General features: G+C 73.8%; 12 protein-coding genes. 6 read left to right on the top strand and 6 right to left on the bottom strand.

Annotation, left to right across the window (positions count from 1 at the left end):
* Window positions 1–73: 73 nt before the first annotated feature.
* The 6 genes from HEP85_RS18260 to HEP85_RS18235 all read right to left on the bottom strand — a co-directional run bounded on the left by HEP85_RS18260 (window position 74) and on the right by HEP85_RS18235 (window position 5,706).
* Entirely contained in the window at window positions 74–1,285 is a 1,212-nt protein-coding gene (locus HEP85_RS18260; protein WP_168528688.1) for a cytochrome P450, read from the bottom strand.
* 127 nt (window positions 1,286–1,412) lie between these two features.
* A complete protein-coding gene (locus HEP85_RS18255) occupies window positions 1,413–2,621 on the bottom strand; it encodes a cytochrome P450 (protein WP_369657756.1) in 1,209 nt (402 codons plus the stop codon).
* Complete coding sequence (locus tag HEP85_RS18250; protein ID WP_168528687.1) at window positions 2,618–3,274, bottom strand: ATP/GTP-binding protein; 657 nt, start codon at window positions 3,272–3,274, stop codon at window positions 2,618–2,620. The genes HEP85_RS18255 and HEP85_RS18250 overlap by 4 nt, the downstream gene beginning before the upstream one ends.
* Window positions 3,255–3,602 carry a DUF742 domain-containing protein gene (locus HEP85_RS18245; RefSeq protein WP_148008980.1) on the bottom strand — a complete coding sequence of 116 codons (348 nt, stop codon included), beginning with the start codon at window positions 3,600–3,602 and terminating at the stop codon, window positions 3,255–3,257. Before HEP85_RS18245 ends, HEP85_RS18250 begins: the two co-directional genes overlap by 20 nt.
* A complete protein-coding gene (locus tag HEP85_RS18240; protein ID WP_148008979.1) occupies window positions 3,599–4,006 on the bottom strand; it encodes a roadblock/LC7 domain-containing protein in 408 nt (135 codons plus the stop codon). Before HEP85_RS18240 ends, HEP85_RS18245 begins: the two co-directional genes overlap by 4 nt.
* A 401-nt stretch (window positions 4,007–4,407) precedes the next feature.
* Window positions 4,408–5,706, bottom strand: a complete 1,299-nt coding sequence (locus HEP85_RS18235; protein ID WP_369657755.1) for a sensor histidine kinase — start codon at window positions 5,704–5,706, stop codon at window positions 4,408–4,410.
* A gap of 190 nt (window positions 5,707–5,896) precedes the next feature.
* Here HEP85_RS18235 and HEP85_RS18230 point away from each other — a divergent pair, with 190 nt between their 5' ends.
* The 6 genes from HEP85_RS18230 to HEP85_RS18205 all read left to right on the top strand — a co-directional run bounded on the left by HEP85_RS18230 (window position 5,897) and on the right by HEP85_RS18205 (window position 15,925).
* Window positions 5,897–9,061, top strand: a complete 3,165-nt coding sequence (locus HEP85_RS18230; protein WP_168528686.1) for an FAD-binding and (Fe-S)-binding domain-containing protein — start codon at window positions 5,897–5,899, stop codon at window positions 9,059–9,061.
* 46 nt (window positions 9,062–9,107) lie between these two features.
* Window positions 9,108–10,232 (top strand): peptidoglycan bridge formation glycyltransferase FemA/FemB family protein, encoded by a 1,125-nt coding sequence (locus tag HEP85_RS18225; protein WP_168528685.1) that lies wholly within the window; start codon window positions 9,108–9,110, stop codon window positions 10,230–10,232.
* 147 nt (window positions 10,233–10,379) lie between these two features.
* Window positions 10,380–11,336 carry a DMT family transporter gene (locus tag HEP85_RS18220; protein ID WP_168533762.1) on the top strand — a complete coding sequence of 319 codons (957 nt, stop codon included), beginning with the start codon at window positions 10,380–10,382 and terminating at the stop codon, window positions 11,334–11,336.
* Window positions 11,337–11,727: 391 nt separating this feature from the next.
* Complete coding sequence (locus tag HEP85_RS18215) at window positions 11,728–12,612, top strand: TIGR03084 family metal-binding protein (RefSeq protein WP_168533760.1); 885 nt, start codon at window positions 11,728–11,730, stop codon at window positions 12,610–12,612.
* Window positions 12,609–14,321: an acyclic terpene utilization AtuA family protein gene (locus tag HEP85_RS18210; protein WP_168528684.1), complete on the top strand. Its 1,713-nt coding sequence runs from the start codon at window positions 12,609–12,611 to the stop codon at window positions 14,319–14,321. Before HEP85_RS18215 ends, HEP85_RS18210 begins: the two co-directional genes overlap by 4 nt.
* The gene (locus tag HEP85_RS18205; protein WP_369657754.1) at window positions 14,318–15,925 is read left to right on the top strand and encodes an acyl-CoA carboxylase subunit beta; all 1,608 of its coding nucleotides are present in this window, start codon (window positions 14,318–14,320) and stop codon (window positions 15,923–15,925) included. Before HEP85_RS18210 ends, HEP85_RS18205 begins: the two co-directional genes overlap by 4 nt.
* Window positions 15,926–15,932: the final 7 nt, after the last annotated feature.

The following is a 15,932-nucleotide window of genomic DNA, read 5'->3' as shown; positions in this document are numbered from 1 at the left end:
GGCCCGTGGCTGCCGATGGATCACGGCGCCGAGCCCACGCCCGTGGAGAGCCACGAGGAGGGCGGCGGGAGAGCTACGGGGCCAGCCGGACCGGCAGTTCGTACAGGTCGTTCTGGGTGACCACGGGCTTGTTGCGCAACTCCGCGACGGGGACCGCCAGGTCGAGGGCGGGGAAGCGCTCGTACAGCGCCGGCAGCGCGACGCCCGCCTCCAGCCGGGACAGGGCCGCACCCGGGCAGACGTGCGGGCCGTGGCCGAACGAGATGTGGCGGTTCGCCGTGGTGCGGGTGATGTCGAAGTCCCCGGCCGTCGGGCCGTGGGCGTTCTCGTCCCGCCCGATCGCGCCGTACGACACGATCAGCGCGTCACCCGCGGGGATGACCTTGTCGCCGACCGGCACGTCCTCCGTCGCGAAGCGGATCAGGACGTGCGAGGTGGGGGTGGAGTGGCGCAGTGTCTCCTCCACCACGGCCGGCCAGTCCGCCTCACCGGAAAGGACGAGCGCGCGCTGCTCCGGATGGGCGGACAGGTTGACCACCGCGTTGACGATGAGGGAGATCGTGGTCTCGTGTCCCGCCGCCACCATCAGCTGGAGGGTGGAGACGATCTCCTCGTCCGTGAGGTGGTCGCCGTTCTCGGAGGCGAGGATCAGGGCGCTGGTCAGGTCGTCGCCGGGCTCGGCGCGTTTGGCCGCGACGGTGTCGGCCATGATCCCGGCCAGCTCGGTGAGCGTGGCGAGGACCTCGGCCGGCGGGGTCTGCGTCGAGAAGAACTTCTCGAAGAGCTCCTTGAGACGGGGCAGCCGGGACTCCTCGATGCCCATGAGGTCGGCGACGACGTACATGGGCAGCGGGTAGGCGAAGTCGGCCTTCAGGTCGACGACACCGGCGTCCGCGGAGAGCTGGTCGAGCAGCCCCTGCGTCAGCTTGGTGATCCGCTCCCGCATCTGCTCCACCCGGCGGGGCGTCAGCGCCTGCGCCACCAGTGTGCGCATCCTGCGGTGGTCCGCGCCGTCGACCGTCAGCATGGAGCGACCGGGGTTGGCGAGGCCGATCAGCGGCCAGTCGGGGGCTATCTCGCCGCGCTGCCAGGCGCCCCACACGTTGATGTCCTTCACCAGCCGGGGGTCCGTGAGCAGCGCGCGGGCCTCCGCGTGGCGGGTGACCGCCCAGACGGGTACGCCGCCGGGCAGTTCCACGGCGGCCAGCGGACCGGCTTCGCGCAGCCGGGCGCTCTCGCCGTCGAGGTCGGACACGAACGGGTCGAGGGCGATACGTGCGGTCATGCGGGGATGCCTCCAGGAGCCGGGGTGGGGTTGCCGCGTCGTCGCGGGGGCGGTGGCGACGGCGTATGCCGCCGAGGCCCCCGTGGACCCCGGCCGGACACGCGGGCCGGCCGGGCGCGGTGGAGTCTCACAGTGCGGGTACGGGGGTGAAGCGCACCGGGAGTTCGGTGAGGCCGCGCAGCCAGGGTGAGGGCCGGCGGGTGAGGGAGTCGGCGGGTACCGTCAGGTCGATGTCGGGCAGCCGGTCCAGTACGACCTCGATGCCCGTGCGCGCGATGACCTCGGCGACCTCCTGGGCCGGGAACGGGCAGCGGTGCTCGCCGTGGCCGAAGGAGAAGTGGGCGTTGTTGCCGCCGGTGAGGGCGGAGCCGTCGGTGCGGACCTGCGGGTCGGAGTTGGCGCCCTGGAGGCCGAGCAGCAGCAGGTCGCCGGCGCGGACGCGGTGGCCGCCGAGCTGGGTGTCGCGGGAGGCCCAGCGGCCGGCGACGTTCTGGGTGGGGGTGTCCTCCCAGAGGACCTCGTTCATGGCCTCCGCGACGCTGTTGCGGCCGCCGAAGAGGGAGGCGGCGAAGCGGTCGTCCGTGAGCATCAGGCGCAGCGAGTTGCCGATCCAGTCCGCGGTGGGCTGGTGGCCCGCGGCCATCATGACCATCAGGTCCTGGATGATCTCCTCGTCGGTGAAGCCGGAGGTGTCGGCGAGCATCCGGGAGACGACGTCGCTCGCGGGGTCGGCCTTGCGGTCGGCCAGCAGCCGCGCCATGGAACCGGCGAGGTGCTGCTGTCCGGCGAGTGCCCCCTCCCGCCCGTTGATCATGTCGTTGAGGGCGGTGACCAGGCCGGGGCCCTGTTCCTCGGAGAAGCCGTAGAGCGTCGCGAGGACCCGTACGGGCAGCAGTGCCGCGTAGTCCCCGACGAGGTCGATCTCGCCCTTGGCGCAGGCCGCGTCGATGAGTTCGTCGGCGAACCGCTCGGCGTGGGTGCGCAGTTCGAAGGGGTCGACGGCCTCCAGTGCGTCGCTGATCATCGCGGCGCGCTCACGGTGGCGTTCGCCGACGGTGTAGAGGATGGAGGGCTGCTTGCGGCCGATCATCGGCAGCAGCGGCCAGTCGTCGGGGATGCGGTCCCACTGGTTCCACAGGTCGGAGTCCCGGCTGAACAGCACGGGATCGCCGGTGACCTGGTGCAGTTCGCGGTAGCCGAGCACCAGCCACGCCGGGATGTCGCCGTCCAGCACGACGGACGCCACCGAACCGTGGTCGCGCCGCATCTCCCGGTACAGCTCGGCCGGTTCGGTCTGGAACCGGGGCCCGCTGAGGGGCACGGGGGCGGAGGTCACAGGGCCAACTCCGGGGACTTGGTGACTTCTTCGGTGGCCGGGGTGGCCGGGGCGGTGGCCTCGGCCGCGGCGGCGTACACGGTCTTCAGGTGTTCGACCAGGGTGATCAGCACCCGTTTGCTGGACTCCCGCGAGCGGGCGTCGCAGTCGATGAGCGGGACGTGCGGGTCGAGGTCGAGGGCCTCGCGGATCTCGGCGGGGGTGTGTCCCGGGCCGCCGAAGTCGTTGCAGGCGACGATGAACGGCGTGCCGTGGTGCTCCAGGCGGTCGATCGCGTACCAGGAGTCGTCGATGCGGCGGGTGTCGACGAGGACGACCGCGCCGAGGGTGCCGGAGAAGAGGCGGTCCCACAGGAACCAGAAGCGTTCCTGGCCGGGCGCGCCGAACAGGTACAGCACGTTGTGGGCGTCGAGCGTGATGCGGCCGAAGTCGAAGGCGACGGTGGTCGCGGACTTGCCGCGGACCTCGCTGATGTCGTCGATCGCCTCACCGGCCCGGGTCATCGTCTCCTCGGTGTTGAGGGGACGGATCTCGCTCACGGAGCGGACCAGGGTCGTCTTGCCGACGCCGAAACCGCCGACGACCACGATCTTCAGACCGTTGTCGGCGGTGGCGCCCAGCGGGGTCCTCGCGTCAGAGGTTGCGTAGTCCAACGAGCACCTGCTCCAGGATGTCGGGATCGGGTAGTGCTGCCTTCTGCGGGTGGCGGGCGCTGACCCGGCCCGCGGCGAGCAGGTCGGAGAGCAGGACCCGGGTGATGGACACCGGCAGTTTCAGCACGGCGGCGATCTCCACGACCGCCGTCGGCCGCTCGCACAGCCGCAGGATCGCGGCGTGCTCCGACTGCATGCCCAGCACCGGGTCGCACTCGGCGACCACGAGCGTCACGAGGTCGAACGGGGTGTCCGGCCCGGAACGGCTGCGTCCTCCGGTGAGGGTGTACAGCCGGTCGGGCGCGTCGTCCCTGCCCGGACGGCTCATGACGTCCGGGGCTGCGCGCTCAGGTGTTCGCCGAGTTGCTCCACCAGCTCGCTCATGTTGTGCCCGACCAGGCCGGCGTCCGCGTCCTCGGCGGTGACCACGGCGAGATGGGCGCCGTCACCGGCCTCCACGATGAACAGGACCCCGCCGTAGAACTCGGTCATCGCCGAGCGCACACCGCCGCTGCCGTCGCCGAACTCCACGGACGCGCCGTGGGACAGCGACTGGATGCCGGCGGCGATCGCGGCGAGCTGGTCCGCCCGGTCGACGGTGAGCTCCGGGGTGCGGCACAGCTTCAGGCCGTCGCGGGAGAGCACGAGGGCGTGCCGGGCGCCCGGGGTGCGCTCGAGGAGGCCCTCGATGAGCCAGGAGAGCTTCTCGTCGGCGGTGGTGGTGCCGGTCATGAAGTGGTGTCGCCTTCCGGGTGCGGGGGTGGGGGTCCCGTACGGCTGCTTCGTCGCGTACGGCGTTCTCGGGGGTGTACGCCGGGGCGCGTACGGAGTCCTCGGGCACGGTCCCCTGGACCGCGGCCTGGTCCGGTGCCGTGCCGCGGACGGCCTGGCGGAAGCTGCTGAACCGGGCGGCGGTGACCTTGGAGTCGGTGACGCGGGGTTCGGGTTCGGGGGCCTGGTCCGCGAGGCGGGCGCGGCTGCGCTCGGCGTGCGCGAGGGTGCGGCCGCGGCGGCGCTTGGGCAGGCTGCCGGCGGGCTCGGCGGCCTCGTGCCGGGGGGGAGTCGTGGGTGGGGACCGGGTCCGGGTCGAGGTCCTCGGTGGCCCGGGCGGCGGCGTACGACACCGGGGGCGCTTACCGGCCGCGGGTGGTCCCCGGCCGCGGCATTGCGGTCCTCGGCCGGTACGGGGGCGGGGGTCGCGGCGGGGGACGGTGTCGTGGCGGGCGCGGCCTGGGGAGCGCGGGCGCGGGCGCGGACGGCAGGGACAGCAGGTCCTGGGGGATGAGCACCAGGACGCCGGTGCCGCCGCGCGCGGAAGGCCGGAAGGAGACCTTCAGGCCGTGCTTGCGGGCGAGCCGGCCGACCACCGCGAGGCCGAGCCGGGTACCGGTGAGGCCGCCCAGTTCGGCGCCGTCGCCGGAGACGGCGCGCTCGGCGCGGCGCAGCTGGACGTCGCCCATGACGAGGCCGCTGTCCTCGACGGAGACGATGACACCGGCCGGGACCTCCTCGACGTACACATGGACCTCGGCGGTCGGCGGCGAGAAGTTCGCCGCGTTGTCGAGGAGTTCGGCGAGCGCGTGCATCACGCCCTCGGCGGCGTGTCCGGCGACGGCGGCGTCGCTGGAGGAGTGCAGGCGCACCCGCTGGTAGCCGCCGATGCGCCCCATGGCGCCGCGCAGGATCGACTCCATGACGATGGGCCGTGCCCATCGGCGGCCGGAGCGGGCGCCAGCGAGGACGGCGACGGAGTCGGCGAGACGGCCGGCCTGCGCGGTGCGGTGGTCGAGGTGCAGGAGATCGGCGAGGACCTCCTCGTCGGAGTGCTTCTCCTCCATGGCGCGCAGGTCGGCGAGCATGGCCGTGGAGAGGGCCTGCATACGGCCGGCCGCGTTGGCGGTGGCCGAGATCGCGGCGGCGCGGTCGCTCGTGGCCTGCCGGACCTGCTGGGCCAGGTGCGCCTTCTCCGCGGTGAGTTCGGCGGACCTCCGCTGCTCCTCGGCGATCTCGGCGCCGAGCCGCCGCCGTTCGGCCTCGAAGTCGGCGGTGAGGCGCGCGCGTTCGCGGGCCTCGGCGTCGGCGGTCCGGGTCCGGTCACGCGCGGACTCCTCCGCGAGCCGGGTCCGCTCCTGGTGGAACTCCTCGGCCTGGCGGGCCCGTTCCTGCAGCAGCCGCCCGGCGTCCTGGCTCACGGCGTCGAGGCGGCGGCGCGCCAGTTGCGCGGACCGTACGGCGCGGGTGGCGACCGCGACGGCCACACAGAGCAGCACGGCGGCCGTCCCGGTGACCCAGGCGACAGGCACCCGGGCGGAGTTCGGCGCGGTCGCCACCGCACCGACCACCGCGAGCGCCGCCAGGGCGGCGGTGAGCAGGGGTGCGGGCGCTGTGGCGCGGAGGGTGGGTCGTTCGCCGGAGGGGCTGGGCGCGGTCATGAATCCTGTCCTCGGTCCGTGTCCTCGGTCGTTTCCTGGGCGAGAGGCGACACCTGATACTCAATTCGCCGTCACTATATGAGAGTTCGTGATCGCATTGGGAAGGTTCCGGATCCGGTCCCGTCATCGGACCGCGATTCGGACGCCCCGGATACCGCGCGGAACCGCCGCCCGGGGCCATCCTGGAGGCATGACGGATCTTGGCGATCGGGGACCGGCGGAGTTTCGGGAACTGCGGGCCGCACTGCGTGAACGGCTCGCCGCGGAGGTGCGCGGCGAGATCTCCTTCGACGCCACCGCACGTGCGCTGACCAGCATGGACGCGTCCAACTACCGGCGCGTCCCGCTCGGTGTGGTGGCCCCGCGCGACAGCGACGACGTGGCGGCCGTGCTGTCCGTGTGCCGCGCGTTCGCGGTGCCGGTCGTCGCGCGCGGCGGCGGCACCTCGATCGCCGGCCAGGCGACCGGCACCGGCGTCGTCCTCGACTTCACCCGGCACATGAACCGGATCGTCGCGCTGGACCCCGGGGCCCGCACCGCCGTCGTACAGCCCGGCGTCGTCCTGGACCGCCTCCAGGAGGCCGCCGCCCCGCACGGCCTGCGCTTCGGCCCCGACCCCTCCACCCACGGTCGCTGCACCCTCGGCGGAATGATCGGGAACAACGCGTGCGGGTCGCACTCGGTGGCGTGGGGCACGACAGCGGACAGCGTGCGCGAGCTGTCGGTGCTCACCGGCCGGGCCCAGGCCCGCACGCTCGGCCGCGACTGGCAGGGTGCCCCGCCCGGCCTCCGCGCCCTGGTGGAGGGCGAGTTGGCCCGCCTGCGCACCGGCTTCCCGGATCTGCCGCGCCGTATCTCCGGCTACGCGCTGGACGCCCTGCTCCCCGAGAGGGGCGCGGACGTCGCCCGCTCCTTCTGCGGTTCCGAGGGCACGCTGGGCATCCTGACCGAAGCGGTCGTGGGACTGGTCGAGGCACCCCGGGCGACGGCGCTTGCCGTGCTCGGGTACGCCGACGAGAGCGCGGCGGCGGAGGCGGCCGCCGGGCTGCTGCCGCTCGGGCCGCTCACGGTGGAGGGGATGGCCGCGGACCTCGTACCGCCCGGCGCGGGGCTGCCGCGGGGCGGGGCCTGGCTGTTCGTCGAGACGGGCGGCGCCGACGCGGGGGAGGCCCGCGCGCGTGCCGAGGCGGTCCTGCGCGCCGCCGACGTCCTCGACGCCGCCGTGGTCACCGACCCGGCCGGGCAGCGTGCCCTGTGGCGGCTGCGCGAGGACGCGAGCGGCACGGCGACCCGGATGCCCGGCGACGGGGGAGAGGCCTGGCCCGGCTGGGAGGACTGCGCGGTGCCGCCGGCCCGGCTCGGCGCGTATCTGCGGGACTTCCGGGGCCTGTTGGCGGCTCACGGGCTGCGCGGGACGCCGTACGGGCACTTCGGGGACGGCTGCATCCACGTCCGTATCGACTTCGACCTGCTGACGAGCGAGGGGATCGGGCGCTTCCGCGGCTTCTCGCGGGAACTGGCGGAACTGGTGGTCTCGCACGGGGGCTCACTGTCCGGCGAGCACGGCGACGGGCAGGCAAGGGCCGAGCTGCTGCCCCTCATGTACGGTCCCGAACTGGTCGGCCTCTTCGAGCGGGCGAAGGACCTGTGGGACCCGGACGGCCTGCTCAACCCCGGAATGCTGGTGCGCCCGCACCGGCTGGACGAGAACCTGCGGTTCGCGGTGCTGCCGCGTGAGCCGGTGGACGTGACGTTCGGATATCCGGCGGACGGCGGGGACTTCTCCGCCGCGGTGCGCCGATGCGTGGGGGTCGCCAAGTGCCGTACGACGACGCCCGCCGACGCGGGTGTCATGTGCCCGTCGTTCCGGGTGACGGGCGAGGAGGAGCACTCCACCCGGGGACGCGCGCGGCTGCTGCACGAGATGCTCGCGGGCGAGGTGGTCACCGGCGGCTGGCGGTCGACGGAGGTCCGTGACGCGCTGGACCTGTGCCTGTCCTGCAAGGGGTGCCGATCGGACTGCCCGGTCGGCGTCGACATGGCCACGTACAAGGCGGAGTTCCTGCACCACCACTACGCGGGCCGGCGCCGCCCCGCCGCGCACTACGCCCTGGGGCGGCTGCCCGAGTGGCTCGCGCTGGTCGCCCGGACCAGGACCGCCGGGCTGCTCAACGCGCTGTCCTCGCTGCGCCCGCCGGCCGCGGTGGCCAAGCGGCTGGCCGGGATCGCACCGGAGCGGCAGATCCCGCGACTGGCGCCCGAGACGTTCAGCCGGTGGTGGCAGCGGCGCTTCAAGGAGCGGGTGCGGCGGATGATGCGCGAGGGGGTGCCGGGGACCGCCGGGAACGGCACCGACGGGTACGGCCCTGATGGGAACGGCGTCGACGGGAACGGCGCCGTCGCCCCCGCGGAGGTGGCCCTCCTGTGGCCGGACACCTTCACGGAGCACCTCTCGCCGTCGGTGGGCCGGGCGGCCGTACGGGTGCTGGAGGCGGCCGGCGTGGACGTGATGCTGACGCCGACGGTGGCGATGAGGAAGCTGGGGGGCCCGGGAAGGAGCGGCCGGAACAAGAAGGGGAAGGGCGGCAAGAAGAGGCCGACGGGGGCACCCGGGACGACGGGAACGACGGCCGGGGTGCCGAGCGCGGGCCGCACGTCGGACGGGCCGGCCCCGTGGGCGGTGGGCCGCGCGGGCCGGGTCTGCTGCGGTCTGACGTACGTCTCCACGGGCCAGCTCGACCTCGCCCGCGCGGTGATGCGCCGCACACTCGACCTGATGGGTGCCTTCCTGGACCCGGACGTCCACCCGCGGCCCCCCTCCGTCGTCGTCCTCGAACCGAGTTGTGCCGCCGCGCTGCGCACGGACCTCCCGGAACTCCTCCACGACGACCCGCGCGCGGCGCGACTGGCCTCGGCGGTGCTGACGTTCGCCGAGGCGCTGGAACGGCTGGCGCCGGACTGGTCGCCGCCGTCGCTGGACCGCCCCGTCGTCGGCCAGACCCACTGCCACCAGCACGCCGTCCTCGGCGACGCGGCCGACCGCCGGCTGCGCGCGGCGGCGGGTCTGACCGGCTCGCTCGTGGGCGGCTGCTGCGGCCTCGCGGGCGACTTCGGCTTCGGGAAGGGCCACTACGACGTGTCGGTGGCCTGCGCGGAGGAACAGCTCCTCCCGGCGGTGGCGGCGGCCGGCGACGACGCGGTGCTCCTCGCGGACGGCTACTCCTGCCGCACACAGCTGGAGCAGCTGACGGGCCGCGGCGGAAGGCACCTGGCGGAGGTGCTGGCGGAGGCACTCGACGACTCCGGCCGACGGGCGGGCCACGGGCGTGGGCACGAGAATGGCGAAATGTGCTGACTACCCTGACGTTCCCAGCCATCCCCCTCACCGAGGAGTGCCGCGCATGAGGCTCCGCCTGCAGGTCATCACCCGTGAAGAGCACCTGGCGTTCGTCGCGACACGGGCCTCGGTCAGCCATATGCAGGTGCCGTCCTGGGGTGACGTGAAGCCGGACTGGCGGGCGGAGAGCCTCGGGTGGTTCGACGGGGAGGGCCGGCTCGTCGGGGCCGGTCTTGTGCTGCTGCGGCCGCTGCCGAAGGTGCGGCGGTACCTCGCCTATCTCCCGGAGGGGCCGGTCGTCGACTGGTACGCGGCCGATCTCGTGGAGCGCTGGCTCGACCCTATGCTCGCGTATCTGAAGGGCCGTGGCGCGTTCTCGGTGAAGATGGGGCCGCCCGTCGTCGTACGCCGGTGGAGCGCCGACGCCGTCAAGGCGGCCATCGCCGACCCGGCCGCGCGCCGGCTCGGGGACACGGAGGCGACGACGTACGAACCGGCCGCCGCCGGTGTCGCCGAGCGGCTGCGGAAGCGCGGGTGGCGGCAGGCCGAGGCGGGCGCCGAGGACGGGTTCGCGGCCGGGCAGCCGCGCTACGTCTTCCAGGTCCCCTTCGGCGGCAGGCCGCTGGAGGAGATCCAGCGTGGTTTCAACCAGCAGTGGCGGCGCAACATCAAGAAGGCCGAGAAGGCCGGCGTGAAGGTCGGGCGCGGCGGTTACGACGACCTGCCCGCGTTCTACGAGCTCTACGCGGAGACCGCCGGGCGCGACCGCTTCATCCCCCGGCCGCTGCCCTACTTCCAGCGCATGTGGACCGCCCTGACCGCCGAGGACCCGGACCGTATGCGGCTCTACCTCGCGCACCACGACGGCGAGGTCCTCGCCGCGGCCACGATGCTGACGGTCGGCACCCACGTCTGGTACTCCTACGGCGCCTCCACCAGCCGCAGGCGCGAGGTCCAGCCCAACAACGCCATCCAGTGGCGCATGATGACCGACGCCCACGAACTGGGCGCCGCCGTCTACGACTTCCGCGGCATCACGGACACCATCGAGGAGTCCAACCACCTCCTCGGCCTGCTCCGCTTCAAGGCCGGCGCGGGCGGCGAGGCCGTCGAGTACCTCGGCGAGTGGGACTTCCCCCTCAACCGTGTGCTCCACCGCGCCCTCGACCTGTACATGGCCCGCCGCTGAGGCTCCGGCGTCCACGCGGACCGGGAGGGCCGCTGTGAGCAACGAGACAGGGTCGTACAGGGTTCACGCGCCTGACCGAGTCCATTACTCTGGACCGGAAAGTGCAGCGTGATGCACGCACCCCGAGTCGAGCCCCTGGAAGGCACCGTGAACACCCCCAGCGCCGTCCCGTCCTCCCCGGCGTCCGCGACCCCGGTCGCCCCGGTGATGGCACCCCTGCCCGGTACGGGCGGCGGTTCCCCGGTCCGGCGCGGCGGCCTCGGGCCCGTCGGCCTGGTCCTCGCCGGAGGCATCTCCGTGCAGTTCGGCGGCGCGCTGGCGGTGACCCTGATGCCGCGCACCGGGGCGCTCGGAGTGGTGACCCTGCGGCTGCTGGTGGCCGCGATCGTGCTGATGGTGATCTGCCGGCCGAAGGTGCGCGGACACTCCCGGGCCGACTGGACCACGGTCCTCCTCTTCGGGCTGACCATGGCCGCGATGAACGGCCTCTTCTACCAGTCGGTCGCCCGCATCCCGCTGGGCCCCGCCGTCACGCTCGAGGTGCTGGGCCCGCTGGTGCTCTCGGTGGTCGCCTCCCGCCGCGCCCTGAACCTGCTCTGGGCGGGCCTCGCCCTCGGCGGGGTCTTCCTGCTCGGTGGCGGGGGCTTCGGCAGCCTCGACACGGCGGGCGTCGCCTTCGCGCTGTCGGCCGGCGCGATGTGGGCGGCGTACATCGTCTTCAGCGCCCGTACCGGCCGGCGCTTCCCGCAGGCCGACGGGCTGGCGCTCGCCATGGTGGTCGCGGCGGTGGCGTTCCTGCCGCTGGGGATCGCCGAGTCCGGGACCCGGCTGCTGGACCCGACGACCGTGGCGCTCGGGGCCGCGGTCGCCGTCCTGTCCTCCGTCCTCCCCTACACCCTCGAACTCCTCGCCCTGCGCCGCCTTCCCGCCTCCACCTTCGCGATCCTGATGAGCCTGGAACCGGCCGTCGCCGCGACCGCCGGCTTCCTCGTCCTGCACCAGGCGCTCTCCGCCACCGAGGCCCTCGCGATCGCCCTCGTCATCGCGGCGAGCATGGGCGCGGTACGGACCCAGGTGGGGCGGGGCCGGGCGAACTCCGCGTAGCCGCGTCCGCGGGGTGACCGGGACGGAGCGGGGCGTGGCTGTCGGCCGCTCGCTGTCCGGCGCGTCCCGTCCCTGGGGGCTCCGCCCCCAGACCCCCGCATCGGCCTGAACGGCCTCGTCCTCAAACGCCGGACGGGCTGATGGTGCTTAAGCCGGGGCATGTATGTCAGCCCGTCCGGCGTTCGAGGACGAGCCCTTCGGGCGACAAGCGGGTGCCCAGGGCGGCAGCCCCCTGGCGGGGGGACTGGAGGGAGGGGCGCGTCCGCACCCACCCCGGATGTCCCGCCCCTAATCAATGCAAGCACGCTTGCTTGTTTCTCCGCCCGCTGCCATGCTCCAGAACGCACCGCGCAAGACCCCGCACATCGTCGTGCCCCGAGGGAGCGCCATCGTGTCCGACCTTTCGTCCGTGCTCGACGATCTGCATCGGGAGAGCGAGGAACTCGACCTGCTGGTGGGCGGGTTGGACGAGGAGGGCTGGCGGCTCGCCACCCCGGCCCCGGGCTGGACCGTCGCCCACCAGATCGCTCACCTGGCCTGGACGGACCGCTCCGCGCTGCTCGCCGTGACCGACGCCGAGGCCTTCGCGAAGGAGGTCGAGAAGGCGATCGCCGCACCCGGCGGATTCGTGGACGAGGGCGCCGAGGAGGGCGCGGCCCGGCCGCCCGCCGCGCTGCTCGCCGGCTGGCGTTCGGGACGCGGGGCGCTGGAGGACTCCCTGCGCGCGGCCCCGGCCGGAACCCGCTTCCCCTGGTACGGCCCGCCCATGTCGGTCGCCTCCGTGGCCACCGGCCGGCTGATGGAGACCTGGGCCCACGGCCAGGACGTGGCGGACGCGCTGGGGGTGACGCGCACCCCCACGGACCGGCTCCGGCACGTGGTGCGGATCGGCGTCCGGGCACGGGACTTCGCCTTCGGGGTCCGCGGGCTCACCCCGCCGGAAGGGGAGTTCCGCGTCGAACTCGTGAGCGCCACCGGCGAGCTGTGGACGTACGGACCCGAGGACGCTCCCCAGCGGGTCACCGGCCCCGCCCTCGACTTCTGCCTCCTGGTCACCCAGCGCGCCCACCGCGCCGACCTCGCCGTACGGGCACAGGGCCCCGACGCCGACCGCTGGCTGGACATCGCCCAGGCCTTCGCGGGGCCGCCGGGGGACGGACGGCAGCCCAAGGAGGCGCGGTCCGCGGAGCCACTGCCGCAGGAACCGCCGGGGGAACCCCGGCCGGCGGCACCGACGCCTGAGGACCGGCGCCGGAAGGAGGAGCCGGGCGAGTGAGCGGCTCCCTCCCTTCCCCGCGTCCCCTGCGCATAGGCAACGCCTCCGGCTTCTACGGCGACCGTTTCGACGCGATGCGCGAGATGCTCACCGGCGGTCCCCTGGACGTCCTCACCGGCGACTACCTCGCCGAACTGACCATGCTCATCCTCGGCCGCGACCGTCTGAAGAACCCGGCGGGCGGCTACGCGCGCACCTTCCTGCGGCAGTTGGAGGAGTGCCTCGGCCTCGCGCACGAGCGGGGCGTCCGTGTCGTGGCGAACGCGGGCGGCCTCAACCCCGCCGGACTCGCCGGCGCCGTGCGGGAGCTGGCCGGGCGGCTGGGCATCCCCGTACGCGTCGCCCACGTCGAGGGGGACGACCTCACCCGCGGCCACCCCGGCACTCTCGCCGCGCACGCCTACCTCGGGGGCGCCGGGATCGCCGCCTGTCTGCGCGAGGGCGCGGACATCGTCGTGACGGGACGGGTCACGGACGCCGCGCTGGTCACCGGCCCGGCCGTCGCCCACTTCGGCTGGGCCCCGGACGCGTACGACCGGCTCGCGGGCGCCGTCGTCGCCGGGCACGTCCTGGAGTGCGGCACGCAGGCGACCGGCGGCAACTACGCCTTCTTCGGCGACCATCCGGCGGGGCGGCTGCGCCGTCCCGGCTTCCCGCTCGCCGAACTCCACGAGGACGGCACGAGCGTCATCACCAAACACGACGGCACGGGCGGCCTGGTGGACATCGGCACGGTCACCGCGCAGCTCCTGTACGAGACGTCCGGCGCCCGGTACGCGGGCCCCGACGTCACCGCCCGCCTCGACTCGGTGACGCTCTCCCAGGAGGGCCCCGACCGGGTCCGGATCGCGGGCGTCCGGGGCGAGGCGCCGCCGCCCACCCTCAAGGTCGGCCTGAACCGTCTCGGCGGCTTCCGCAACGAGGTCGTCTTCGTCCTGACCGGGCTGGACATCGAGGCGAAGGCCGCGCTCGTACGGGACCAGATGGAGACCGCGCTCGACGCCGCCAAGTCGCGTCCGGCGGAGGTCCGCTGGGAGCTGGCCCGCACCGACCGGCCGGACGCCCCCACCGAGGAGACCGCGAGCGCCCTGCTCCGTCTCGTCGTACGGGACCCGGACCAGGACGCGGTCGGCCGCACGCTCGGCGGGGCGGCCGTCGAACTGGCCCTGGCGAGCTACCCGGGCTTCCATGTGCTGGCGCCGCCGGGAAAGGGCGCGCCGTACGGGGTGTTCGAGGACTCCCGCGTCCCCCAGGACGCCGTGGAGCAGGTGGCGGTCCTGCCGGACGGGCGCCGCGTCCCGGTGGCTCCGGCCCGCGCCACCCTGGTCCTGGAACCGGCGCCGCAGCCCGACCCGCCCGAGCCGCCGCCCGCCGGGCCGACGCGCCGCGCCCCGCTCGGTCTGGTGGCAGGTGCCCGCAGCGGGGACAAGGGCGGCGACGCCAACGTCGGTGTCTGGGTCCGTACGGACGACGCCTGGCGCTGGCTCGTCCACGAGCTGACGGCCGACCGGTTCCGGAGTCTGATCCCCGAGAGCCGTCAGCTCGACGTCGTCCGCCATGTGCTGCCCAACCTCCGCGCCCTCAACTTCGTCGTCGGGGGAATCCTCGGCGAGGGGGTCGCCGCCCAGCACCGCTTCGACCCCCAGGCCAAGGGCCTCGGGGAATGGCTCCGCTCCCGCCACCTGGACATACCGGAGGCACTCCTGTGACCGTCCTCGCGTCCGCCCTGGACGCCCACAGCCCCGAACACACCGCCCACCGCGACGTCATGCTCGCCAAGCTCGCCGCGCTGGACGCCGAGCACGCCAAGGCGCTCGCGGGCGGCGGCGAGAAGTACGTCGCCCGGCACCGGGAGCGCGGCAAACTGCTCGCCCGCGAGCGCATCGAGCTGCTGCTCGACCCCGACACCCCCTTCCTGGAGCTGTCGCCGCTGGCGGCCTGGGGGAGCGACGCCCCCGCGTACACGGTGGGGGCCTCGCTCGTCACCGGGATCGGGGTCGTCGAGGGCGTGGAGTGCCTGATCACCGCCAACGACCCGACGGTGCGCGGCGGTGCCAGCAACCCGTGGAGCCTGAAGAAGGCGCTGCGGGCCAATGACATCGCCCTCGCCAACCGGCTGCCCTGCATCAGCCTCGTCGAGTCGGGCGGCGCCGACCTGCCGTCCCAGAAGGAGATCTTCATCCCCGGGGGCGCGATCTTCCGCGACCTGACCCGGCTGTCGGCGGCGGGCATCCCGACCGTGGCCGTCGTCTTCGGGAACTCCACCGCCGGCGGCGCGTACGTCCCCGGCATGTCCGACCACGTGATCATGGTCAAGGAGCGGGCGAAGGTCTTCCTGGGCGGTCCGCCGCTGGTGAAGATGGCCACCGGCGAGGAGAGCGACGACGAGTCCCTGGGTGGCGCGGAGATGCACGCGCGGGTGTCGGGTCTCGCGGACTACTTCGCCGTCGACGAGCGGGACGCCCTCCGGCAGGCCCGGCGCGTCGTCGCCCGGCTCAACCACCGCAAGGCGTACCCGGACCCGGGACCGGCGGCCCCGCCCAAGTACGACGAGGACGAGCTGCTGGGGATCGTGCCCGGCGACCTCAGGCACCCCTTCGACCCGCGCGAGGTCATCGCCCGGATCGTCGACGGCTCGGACTTCGACGAGTTCAAGCCCCTCTACGGGACCAGCCTCACGACGGGCTGGGCGTCGCTGCACGGCTACCCGGTCGGGGTGCTGGCCAACGCCCAGGGCGTGCTGTTCAGCGCCGAGTCGCAGAAGGCCGCCCAGTTCATCCAGCTCGCCAACCAGCGCGACATCCCGCTCCTCTTCCTGCACAACACCACCGGCTACATGGTCGGCAGGGAGTACGAGCAGGGCGGCATCATCAAGCACGGCGCGATGATGATCAACGCGGTGAGCAACAGCCGTGTCCCGCACCTGTCCGTCCTGATGGGCGCCTCCTACGGAGCCGGCCACTACGGCATGTGCGGACGGGCCTACGACCCGCGCTTCCTGTTCGCCTGGCCCAGCGCCAAGTCCGCCGTCATGGGCCCCCAGCAGCTCGCCGGCGTCCTGTCCATCGTCGCCCGGCAGTCGGCGGCGGCCAAGGGCCGTCCGTACGACGACGAGGCCGACGCCGCCCTGCGCGCCATGGTGGAGCAGCAGATCGAGTCGGAGTCCCTGCCGATGTTCCTGTCCGGGCGGCTGTACGACGACGGGGTGATCGACCCCCGTGACACCCGCACCGTCCTCGGCCTGTGCCTGTCCGCGATCCACACCGCGCCCTACGAGGGCGCGCGCGGCGGCTTCGGCGTCTTCCGGATGTGAGGTCCCT

The sequence above is a fragment of the Streptomyces sp. RPA4-2 genome (assembly GCF_012273515.2).
In the GTDB taxonomy this organism is placed as follows: domain Bacteria; phylum Actinomycetota; class Actinomycetes; order Streptomycetales; family Streptomycetaceae; genus Streptomyces; species Streptomyces kaempferi.
Note: the sequence above shows the minus strand (reverse complement) of the source record. Positions and strands in the feature narration are given on the sequence as shown.